This is a genomic window from Pseudoalteromonas sp. TAB23, assembly GCF_000498075.1.
GTDB lineage: Bacteria > Pseudomonadota > Gammaproteobacteria > Enterobacterales > Alteromonadaceae > Pseudoalteromonas > Pseudoalteromonas arctica.
The window spans coordinates 1-10,458 of sequence record NZ_AUTP01000102.1 but is presented as its reverse complement, the minus strand read 5'-3'; the positions used below and the strand labels follow the sequence as shown (position 1 = coordinate 10,458).

Below are 10,458 nucleotides of genomic sequence, written 5' to 3'. Positions count from 1 at the left end.
TTGTAGCCATTGCTAATAGCCACACAAAAGATCACGATTTTAGCCAAGCTACCTATAAAATGAGTAACTTAGATGAGTTTTGGCAATGGGTGCAATCTCAACTATAGTTTAAGCCAACTTTTACTTGCTTGGATGCGCCAATGTTTACTATTAAATACCTGCTTTTAATTGTTGTTGTACTTTTTACGCAATGTATAAGTGCAGCACAACCCTCTGTTTTACTGGCTAAAGTATATAACGAAACTAAACATTACGATGTAAGTAAGTATTTAGTTAGTGAAAAATATGATGGCGTAAGAGCTATATGGACCGGCACGCAGTTTGTTACTCGCAAGGGCAATATTATCAATGCGCCGAGTTGGTTTACAGCGCCATTGCCAAATGTATGGCTTGATGGTGAGCTATGGACCAAGCGTGAGCACTTTTCTGCGCTTAGTGGCATAGTAAGAACTAAAAAACCTAATAATCATGATTGGCAAACTATTACTTATAAAGTATTTGATATGCCAGATGAAAATCTGCCTTTTAGCACTCGCTATAAAAACTATAATGAGCTTATTACTAGCCTAAACTCGCCGCACATTAGTGTTGTAGTCCAATATAGCTTTACTAATAATGAGCAGCTCACAGAGTATTTTGAAAACATAACTAAGCAGGGTGGCGAGGGCGTAATGCTTCATTTGGCTAGTGCTAAGCACAGCAATGGTCGAAGCAATGCATTACTAAAACTAAAGCCTTATTTAGATGCAGAAGCGGTTGTGATTGCACATTTACCAGGTAAAGGAAAATACCAAGGTATGTTAGGGGCATTAAGGGTAAAAACAGCACAAGGGCAGGTGTTTTCTATTGGTACTGGGTTTAGTGATGCAGAGCGCTCCACGGCGCCTGAGATAGGTAGCACTGTAACGTACCGATTTCATGGATTAACAAAAAACGGTTTACCGCGTTTTGCTAGTTTTTTACGAGTAAGAGATAGTTTATAACATTTATAATTTTTACAAAGTGTGCTAAATTGCGCGGCCTTTTTGGTAATGTATGGTGAAGTATGTTTGTAGGTTTTGATTACGGTAGTTCTAATTGTGCTATGGGTGTAATGAGCGAGGGTAATGTTCAATTAGTACCGCTAGAGCAAGGAAAACATTACTTACCGTCTACACTTTACACTCATCACAGTGCCTTGGTTGTTGACTTTGTTGCTAAGCACTTACATGGCACAGCCCATGAGCATGACTTTTTAGCACAGCGCCAAGCATTATTAAATACCTTGCCTCGTATTAAGTCAGACCTTGATTTACAGCCTTCAGATGAAACCCTATTTATTGGTCGTGAAGCGATTAGCGAGTACGTGCAGTTCCCTGAAGAAGGCTACTTTGTTAAGTCCCCTAAATCATTTTTTGGCGCAACAGGTTTAAAGCAAGGTCAAATTAACTTTTTTGAAGATATTGCAACCGCGATGATCTTAAAAATTAAGCAACGCGCTGAGCTCTCTCTAGGTAAAACACTTACACAAACAGTGATTGGTCGCCCAGTAAACTTTCAAGCTGTGGGTGGTGAGCAGTCAAATCAGCAAGCCGTTGGTATTTTAGAACGCGCTGCTAAACGCGCTGGTTTTAAAGACGTAGAGTTTTTATATGAGCCACTTGCTGCGGGTATCGATTACGAGAGTGATTTAACTCAGGATCAAAAAGTACTCGTTATTGATATTGGTGGTGGTACGAGTGACTGCTCGTTTGTACAAATGGGTCCGAGTTTTAGAGGAAATAGCCAGCGCGATGGCGATTTTTTATCTCACAGTGGTAAACGTGTTGGCGGAAACGATTTAGATATTGCTTTGAGCTTTCATGGTTTAATGCCGTTATTGGGTTTAGGCAGTACGTTTAAATCAGGTCTACCTTTGCCTAATCAAGCGTTTTGGCAAGCGTGTAAAATTAACGATGTAAACTTACAAAGCCAATTTTATAGTGAAAGCCATACCCGAGAGCTAAATGCACAATTACGTGATGTAAGTGCGCCTGAGCTTTATAAGCGTTTAATACATTTACAGCAAAACAAGCAAGGTCATCAGTTAGTACAACAAGGTGAAGCGGCTAAAATAGCACTTTCATCAGCTAGTGCGTTTGATTGTGATTTAAGCTTTTTAGATAGTGGGCTGAATAAAAATGTATCGGTAAGCGATTTAGCTGTTGCCGTTGAGAGTAGTATTAGCCAAATAGTTACTTTAGCAAAACAAGCAATCAGCGACGCTGCGACCACGCCAGACATTATTTACTTAACAGGCGGTAGTGCACAATCACCATTGATTAAAGCGGCTTTAAGTGAGCACTTAGGCAATATAAAAATGGTTAACGGGGACCACTTTGGTAGTGTAACTGCTGGCCTGACTAAATGGGCCAGCATGCTTTATAAATAACCTAGATTACAATTGAGGTTTAAAGATCTATTTGTCGGGTTGCGAGGTATTTTTCGTAATCTGGCAATGTACGTTCAAGCTCTACATCCATAAGTGGTGAGCTTAATAACATATCTGCACTCACCTCATTACACGCCACCGGAATATTCCAAACAGCGGCTAAACGCAGCAGTGCTTTAACATCAGGGTCATGAGGCTGTGATGCTAATGGGTCCCAAAAAAATATCAAAACATGTATCTCATGTTCAGCTATTTTAGCGCCAAGTTGTTGATCGCCGCCCATAGGACCACTTAAAAGCTGAACTACATCAAGTCCCGTGGTTTTTTGAATTAAATGCCCTGTAGTACCTGTGCCATATAAAGTGTGCTTACTTAGTATTTCTTTGTGCTTTTCACACCATAATTTTAATGCTGCTTTTTTACCGTCGTGGGCAACTAAAGCAATATTTTTTTGTGCGGGAAGAGATTGTGTTTTTTGTTCCATGCTGATTCTTTTTTATTAGTTAGCTTAAACTCTGGGTAATAAATCTCTTAACCAAAGTGCAGGTTAGTTAAAATAATAGATTGATAGCAAGGGCTATAAATACAATGCCGGTGATCCTATCAATCCAAAGTTGGCTATTTGGGTTACGTCTAAAAAACTGTGCAATTTTGTCGCCAAAATAAATATACGTGCAGTCAATCGGAAAAGCAAAAATAGGGTAAAGCAAGCCAAAAAAAGCGAGTTGAAAAGTAGTAGATGAAAGCGTTGGATCTACAAATTGCGGAATAAATGCAATAAAAAACAGCGCCACTTTAGGGTTTAGCACTTCAGTCATCATGGCTTGAAACATGACATTACTTTTTTTACTGGTACTTATATGCGGTTTATCGGTTTGCTTGTCATCAGATATAGGCTCTGGCTGCTTTAGCGTGCCTTTAATCATCATAAACCCCAAATAACATAAATATGCTGCGCCTGCATATTGCACTGCGGCATAGGCACTTGGGGAAGCTTTTAGGACTGCGCTTAGGCCTACAACAGCAAATAGAGTATGAATAACCCCACCTAATGCAAAACCAAAAGCACTTTGCATACCGGCGCTTCGACCATTAGCAAATGTTTGTGCCATCAAAAATGCATTTGATGGCCCAGGTGCTACAGCCATTAAAAAGCTGGCTAATAAAAACGAGACTAAAAAATCAGGATTGATCATTGAGCGCTTTTAGTTGGGTGTAAAGTATGTGCTTTTTTGCTAATTAAAATAATCCAAAGCGGAACTAGTAATAATAAATGAAAAGCAATTAACCACGGTGTACTTAACCCCAAATATTGGGTTAAAACAACGAGTATACTCGCGCCACTCATTTGCATAGCACCAAGTAATGCCGAGGCTGTGCCTGCTTGTTTAGGAAAACTCGACAGAGCCATACCTGCAGCTGAGCCTAAACTTAGAGCAAAGCCTAATGCTGCAATTAAAATAGGTAACATAAGCGCAAATGCCGTCTCTATACCGCTAAGGGCTAGCATTAAAACGCCTGAAAAAACCAGTACACTCACACCGACACGCAAAGCACGTTGGCTATTTCGTTTAATGTACGTTGGTAAAATAAAACTAGCGACAATACTTATTACGGCATTTAACGTAAACCAAAAAGTAAAGTCGGCTACAGTGCCGCCTAAATGCGTAATAAGCCAGCCTGGAGCTAGCGTCACATAAACTAATATTGCCGACATTGAGACCATGCAAATTAGGCTATTAAACAAAAATACCGGTGTTTTTATAATAGGTGTAAAGCGACGTAAATCTAAAATATGCCCCTGATAATGGCTATCAGCAGGACGAGTTTCTCTAAAAAAGAATAGCGTAACAACAAGCCCTACAATGGCAAACGCGGTTAAAAACATAAAGTTCATACGCCAGCCAAATTGTACGGTAAGCCAAGCTCCTAAAATAGGTGCCATTGCCGGAATAAAGCACACAATCCCGTTAAGGTAAGTGATCATTTGTCCACTTCGTTCACTACCATATTTGTCACGCACTATCGCAAATGCGACAACAAATGTGGCACAGGCTCCAAAACCTTGAAGAGCACGTGCAATCATCAATACTTCAAAAGAAGGCGAGTAATAGGCAAGTAATGCTGAGCCTGCATATAAACTTATACCCACTATAGCCACTGGCTTTCGGCCAAACCTATCGGCCAAAGGCCCCGCAATTAATTGGCCTAAACCTACTGTTAGCATAAAAATAGCAACGGTTTGCTGAACTTGTTGTTCTGTAACTGCAAATTGTTCTGCAATAGTAGGAAAAGCGGGTAAGTAAATATCGATTGCCATAGGGCAAAATATAACGAGTAACGCTAGGATAAGTAACAAAGTCATATTAGGTTTAGCGGGCTGTGTTTGCATTGAGTCTCCTTTTGCCGAGTATTTTAGGTGGGCACTCGTAAAAAAGAAAGGGCTTATGACCCCTGCATAGGTTGTCATTTTTATTTTTTGATTGGATTAAGCTAAAAAGGCAGTGTAAATGCACTTTTTAAAACTGGTCTGATGTGTTAATTTGAAAAAAGTAACTGTTGATGGAAAATAATAATGAGTAATAAATCCGCACTTGTACAAACATGGCACAAATTTAAGCGCTTACCTTTTGGGAACTGGCTTTTTACTAAAGCTGTTTGTTTTAAAGCGCCATATTTTGGTTCGATGAAACCTTACGTGCTCGATCTTCGAGAAGGGCATTGTAGTGCGGTGGTAAAAAATCGTCGCAGCGTCCATAACCATATTGGAACTATTCATGCTATTGCGCAGTGTAACTTAGCTGAGTTGTGTGCGGGTGTAATGGTAGATGCAACAGTGCCAGTTAAAACGCATCGTTGGATCCCAAAAGGGATGACAGTTAGGTATCTGGCTAAAGTAGATACAGATGTAAGAGCAGTCGCTGAAATTGATTTACCGCATAGGTGGATTGATAAAGAAGACTTAGTAGTACCGGTTAAACTGTATAATACCCGCAATGAGCTTGTTTTCACTGCAGATATTACTATGTACATTACTGAAAAAAGGTAACTTACGTTAAGCTGATTTGACTTAGCTTTTATCAGCGGCTTGTTTATTTACAAACGATAAGTCGCTGCCATCTTCCTTCAACAATGCTTTAACTTCTTTTGCGGGTTTAAGTTCTTTCGAAATTAGTTCAGGCTCTTCTTTTTCAAAGCGTTGCTTTAAACTGCCTTCAATTACTGCGCCTGCATCAATACTCAATGTATCGTGAAACACATCGCCATGAACATGAGCGCCACTTTGTACTTTTACTTCACTAGCATTAATTGAGCCAATAACTTTACCCTTAACAATGACGCTTTTAGCTTCAACAATACCTTCAACAACACCCGTTGAGCCAATAACTAAATGCTCCACTTTTATATCGCCATCAATACGGCCATCAAGCTGTACTTCACCTTGGCTAACTAAAGTGCCTGTAAGGCGTACGTCTTCAGAAATAATAGACGGTGTGTGATTTACTCTTTTTAAATTAGAGCTAACTGTTTTTTGTTTTTTTCTACCAAACACGAGAAAGCGCCTTTGTTATTTTTAGAGGATTGACTTGTTTACCGTTAAGTAATACTTCGTAGTGTAAATGAGTACCTGTACTTCTGCCTGTGCTGCCCATTAAACCAATTACGTCATGTTTAGTGATTAACTGACCTTTTTTTACTTTAATTTTATTTAAGTGTCCAAATCGAGTCACTAAGCCATTTTTATGTTCAAGCTCAATAAAGTTACCATAACCACCATTGCGACCGGCACGAAGCACTACAGCGTCTGCTGGGGCGAATATTTCGGTTTTATGCCAACCGGCTAAATCAATTCCTTTATGAAAGGCATGATTACTATTCATTGGATCTTTTCTAAGACCAAAACTACTCGAAATATAATATTTAGCTTTAGCTAAGGGGAGGGTGTTTGGTAGTTCAGTTAAAAAGTTTTCTAAATTATTTAATGCTAATAACTTATCAACGATGGCTAAAAAGTGGCTTGGAATTTTTGTTTCGTTAAATGTATCAAGTGGGCCACCTTGTGCGGTTGTTTGGGCACTTAATATTAAGTGTTGCTCAAGCGCTGACTCAATTCCTGCGCCTTTAAACATAGCTAAAATAGCTTGGTGACGTTCGCTAATTTGGTTATCTAAAAAGTTAAAGCTTTGTTCATAATGATTATTCAAATTGGCAATTCTTGTTGCGAATGGAATTGGAGCTATTAACTGCGCCTGCTTACTTTTTGGATTTTCATCGACTAATGGTTCGTGAAATTCATTGCTGCTTTCATTGATTGGCACGTCAAGATCTGAATCAAGCTTAATAACGTCTTTGCTAATCGAAGCGGGAAGGGACTCTATCATGCTTTGCAGTAGCGCCTGCTTTTGCTCAAGTATTGCAAGTTGTTCTAATTGCGTTGCTTGCAGGGCTTGCTGTTCACTGACTTTTTGTTGCCAAAGTGTTTGTTTGTTTATTTGACTTTGTTCTATGTCAGATATTTTATTAGTTTGTGTGTAAACGCGAAAGCTCGAAATACTCAGCCAAATAAAAGTGGCTAAAATAAGCGATGCTACAAAAAGTTGAAACCAAGAGGCTAAAACAACATGCTTAACTTCGCCATTTTGGCGAATAAGTAGCTGACGAGCTGGGAAAAATTTATGATAAAAAGACTTTATAAATACTGACATGGCATATAAACACTGGCTATTAACCGAATTAAGATAGCAATTTGAGTTAAAAAAGCTAGAAAAAAATTGTAACTGTTCAAAAATTAATAAAAAAGGGCTGCTTTTAGTAAGCAGCCCTTTTAATCATTTTTTTAATACTCGTATTACTTTGTAGGCAGTACTGTGCTCTCTACAGAGCCAAAACCTATGCGTGCATAGCCTTCTTTTTCACACCAGCCGCGCATAATAACGTTATCGCCATCTTCTAAAAAGCTACGTTGTTCGCCATTGCTTAGCGTAATTTTTTCTTTACCGCCACGAGATAGTTCAAGTAAAGAACCCGCTTCTTCGTGCGTTGGACCAGACTGAGTGCCCGAACCTAACATGTCACCTGGCATAAAGTTACAGCCATTTACTGTGTGGTGAGTAACCATTTGTGCCACAGTCCAGTAAGAGTGCTTAAAGCTAGATGTTGATACACGCGTTGGGTTATGGCCTTCGCTACGCATTTTTTGCGTTTGGATTTTAACATCCATTTGAATATCAAAAGCACCTTGGTCTCGATTCGCTTTTGACTCTAAATAGTCCATAGGCTGTGGATCGTTTTCATCACGCGTCCAGCTTGTTCTATAAGGCGCTAGCGCTTCGGTTGTAACAATCCAAGGGGATACAGTTGAGGCAAAGTTTTTAGCTAAAAAAGGACCAAGCGGTTGATATTCCCAAGCTTGTAGGTCGCGGGCAGACCAGTCGTTAAATACACAAAAGCCAAATACGTGGTTTTCTGCATTTTCGATAGCGATTGCATCGCCCAGTGCATTGCCTTTACCTAAGTAAATACCCAGTTCTAATTCGTAATCAAGACGTTTACAAGGACCGAATGACGGCACTTCTGCATCAGGCGCTTTAGTTTGGCCTTTAGGGCGATGAAATGTTTGACCCGATACGTCAATAGATGAAGAGCGACCATGATAACCAATAGGTACCCATTTATAGTTAGGTAGTAATGGGTTATCAGGGCGAAATAAACTACCCACAGCTGTAGCATGATAAATAGAAGTGTAAAAGTCGGTGTAATCACCGATACGACAAGGCAAAGAAAACTCTATGTCAGATTGTGCTACAAGCGTATCGCTAAGCGCTTGTTGGTGCTCAGAACCTGCTCGTAGTGCTTTTGAAAGCGCTAAACGAAGTGCTGACCAATACTGCCCCCCTAAACCCATAAATGTATTTAGAGTTGCTTCACTTGCTGCATCAGCGGCTGTTTTAGCGTCACCTGTTAAAACATTTAATTTTCTCAGTTTTGCTAAATCAATTACTTGGTCACCAATTGCAACACCACCACGAAAGGCCTCATCAGACCCTTTACGGCGAAACTCTGCAAACGGTAAGTTTTGAATAGGGAAGTCGCAATTATCAACATTAGCTGACTCTACCCAGCTGGTTAAATTAATATCGTGGGTTTCGTTAATTAGGCTCATTACATTTCCTTTGGATTTTACTGTATGGCGACAAGGTATAGTTTATTTAATCATACTTGTACTTGGCGCCATACTTTTTAAATATTAAAACGACAAAAAGCAGCGAAGTTCGCTGCTTTTAATTTACTCAAATATTTTATAAAACGCCGCGACGCTCTTGGTCGCGTTCGATTGATTCAAATAATGCTTGGAAGTTACCTTCACCAAAGCCACCATCATCAACGCGTTGGATCATTTCTATAAAGATTGGACCAAATAAGTTTTTAGAGAAAATTTGTAATAAATAACAATTTTCACTTTGGCTATCTACGAGTATCTGGTGCTTACGAATTTTTTCTTTATCTTCAGCAACCCAAGGTACTCGGTCAAAAATAGTATCGTAGTACTCTGGGATAATATCGAGCGTTGCAATTGTTGATTTATCAAGCTTATCAAGAGAACTTACTAGGTCATCTGTTAAAAACGCTAAATGTTGAACGCCTGGGCCGTTGTACTCACCAAGGTATTCATCAATTTGGTTGTTATCGTTACCTTTACCTTCGTTTATTGGAATAGAGAAGGTGCCACAAGGTGATTTTAATGCATACGAAATAAGCGCTGTTTTTTGACCTTTAATGTCAAAGTAGCGTACTTCAGTAAAACCAAATACGTCTTTATAAAAGTTAGCCCATTTTTCCATGGTGCCTTTATAAACGTTATTGGTTAAATGATCGATTCGGATAAAGCCTTTATCTTCTACAACATTTTGCGTTTCTAAATCTTCAAAATCACTTTCGTAAATAGTGCCTTTGTCGCCAAAATTTTCAATAAAGTAAATTAGGCTGTCGCCAATGCCATAAATTGCAGGGTAAGGCATGTTTTTATGTGTTGAATCAGTGGCTGGTTTTGCACCACGCTCTACTGCAGTTTCAAATGCTTTTTGCGCATTCTCAACACGCCAACCCATTGAACAAATAGCAGGGCCATGGCTTTTAGCAAATTCTGCAGAAAAACCTTCACGCTCGTTATTCAGTAAAAAATGAATATCGTTTTGGTTGTAATAAACAATGTCTTTACCTTTGAATTTTTTAAGCTTAGAGAAGCCAAAATCAGTAAATACTTTATCCATATAATCAGCATCAGGTGTTGCGTACTCGGTAAATTCAATACCGACTAAACCTAAATAGTTATTTACTTCACTCATTATTATTACTCCCGCAATTAAGCACTGCGATTATGTGTTGTTGTCATATTGCAGTAGATAATCAACCAGATTTTTGATTTGGGGAAGGGGGAGGCACTATTTAGTGTGTAGTGTATGTGTAAATTTTATAAGACGGTTATTATAAAGTTACGTGTTTGTAATACAGTTAAGTAAAATGAAGTTATACGCCATAGGATTGAATAGTGGTTTTTATTCTTAATTTGTTGTTTTTAAATAATAAAAAGGAGGGTTCACCTGCATGAAGCCTCCTTTTAGAATGAACAAGAAAAAGCTTAGTTGTATTTAATTGTTTACACTTTTAGAGTTGCCACCAAAGAACTTGTTACGTTGCTCAATCCATTGGTTTGTTTTTATCGCTGGCGCAGCTTGATAGTGACGTTCAATCGTTTGATTTAACACTCGCGTCGGTTGCTCAAAGGACAACTTTTGTTGTGCGCCGCCCATACTTTTAATTTCATCTCTGGTCATAGCACGTCCTGCATAAAGCAGCGAGTTTAAGTACCCTGGTACTGTCTCGTAATTGTTATCTGTCAAAAGTAATACAGATTGATTGAGTGCCCAGCGACTATCGATTTCGCCATCCTCTTTTACGCCAGCAAGTTCTCCATCTATATAGACTTCAAACACCCCATTGGTTGGTGCTGTATAAAATACAAAAGCTATACGATGCCAAGAGTCGGG

10 protein-coding genes and 2 pseudogenes are annotated in these 10,458 nt (G+C 39.1%); 4 read left to right on the top strand and 8 right to left on the bottom strand.

Annotated features, from left to right (window positions below; all coding sequences use genetic code 11):
- The 3 genes and pseudogenes from L654_RS1000000127715 to yegD all read left to right on the top strand — a co-directional run.
- Positions 1-107: pseudogene (locus tag L654_RS1000000127715) on the top strand (HAD family phosphatase); the annotation flags it as partial.
- 33 nt (positions 108-140) lie between these two features.
- On the top strand, positions 141-983 hold the full coding sequence (locus L654_RS0102560) for a DNA ligase (protein WP_024607178.1): 843 nt from the start codon (positions 141-143) through the stop codon (positions 981-983).
- A gap of 62 nt (positions 984-1,045) precedes the next feature.
- Positions 1,046-2,410, top strand: coding sequence for a molecular chaperone (yegD, locus tag L654_RS0102555; protein ID WP_024607177.1), 1,365 nt, complete (start codon positions 1,046-1,048; stop codon positions 2,408-2,410).
- A 19-nt stretch (positions 2,411-2,429) separates the two neighbouring features.
- Here yegD and L654_RS0102550 read toward each other — a convergent pair whose 3' ends face one another.
- From L654_RS0102550 to L654_RS0102540, 3 genes are all read right to left on the bottom strand, one after another.
- Positions 2,430-2,894 carry a methylglyoxal synthase gene (locus tag L654_RS0102550; RefSeq protein ID WP_002958191.1) on the bottom strand — a complete coding sequence of 155 codons (465 nt, stop codon included), beginning with the start codon at positions 2,892-2,894 and terminating at the stop codon, positions 2,430-2,432.
- Positions 2,895-2,961: 67 nt separating this feature from the next.
- Positions 2,962-3,606, bottom strand: a complete 645-nt coding sequence (locus L654_RS0102545; RefSeq protein WP_024607176.1) for a LysE family translocator — start codon at positions 3,604-3,606, stop codon at positions 2,962-2,964.
- Positions 3,603-4,802, bottom strand: coding sequence for a multidrug effflux MFS transporter (locus tag L654_RS0102540; RefSeq protein WP_024607175.1), 1,200 nt, complete (start codon positions 4,800-4,802; stop codon positions 3,603-3,605). Before L654_RS0102540 ends, L654_RS0102545 begins: the two co-directional genes overlap by 4 nt.
- Positions 4,803-4,985: 183 nt before the next feature.
- On the opposite strand from L654_RS0102540, the gene L654_RS0102535 reads away from it, so the two are divergent.
- Positions 4,986-5,459, top strand: coding sequence for a hotdog fold domain-containing protein (locus L654_RS0102535; RefSeq protein ID WP_024607174.1), 474 nt, complete (start codon positions 4,986-4,988; stop codon positions 5,457-5,459).
- A gap of 21 nt (positions 5,460-5,480) precedes the next feature.
- Here the strand turns inward: L654_RS0102535 and L654_RS0102530 are convergent, their stop codons facing one another.
- The 5 genes and pseudogenes from L654_RS0102530 to L654_RS01000000125355 all read right to left on the bottom strand — a co-directional run.
- Positions 5,481-5,963, bottom strand: a complete 483-nt coding sequence (locus L654_RS0102530) for a polymer-forming cytoskeletal protein (RefSeq protein WP_024607173.1) — start codon at positions 5,961-5,963, stop codon at positions 5,481-5,483.
- A complete protein-coding gene (locus L654_RS0102525) occupies positions 5,953-7,116 on the bottom strand; it encodes a M23 family metallopeptidase (protein WP_024607172.1) in 1,164 nt (387 codons plus the stop codon). Before L654_RS0102525 ends, L654_RS0102530 begins: the two co-directional genes overlap by 11 nt.
- A gap of 143 nt (positions 7,117-7,259) precedes the next feature.
- The gene (gene fahA / locus L654_RS0102520; protein WP_024589440.1) at positions 7,260-8,573 is read right to left on the bottom strand and encodes a fumarylacetoacetase; all 1,314 of its coding nucleotides are present in this window, start codon (positions 8,571-8,573) and stop codon (positions 7,260-7,262) included.
- A 136-nt stretch (positions 8,574-8,709) separates the two neighbouring features.
- Entirely contained in the window at positions 8,710-9,756 is a 1,047-nt protein-coding gene (hppD, locus tag L654_RS0102515; RefSeq protein ID WP_010555129.1) for a 4-hydroxyphenylpyruvate dioxygenase, read from the bottom strand.
- Positions 9,757-10,059: 303 nt separating this feature from the next.
- A pseudogene (locus tag L654_RS01000000125355) lies at positions 10,060-10,458 on the bottom strand (metallophosphatase); the annotation flags it as partial.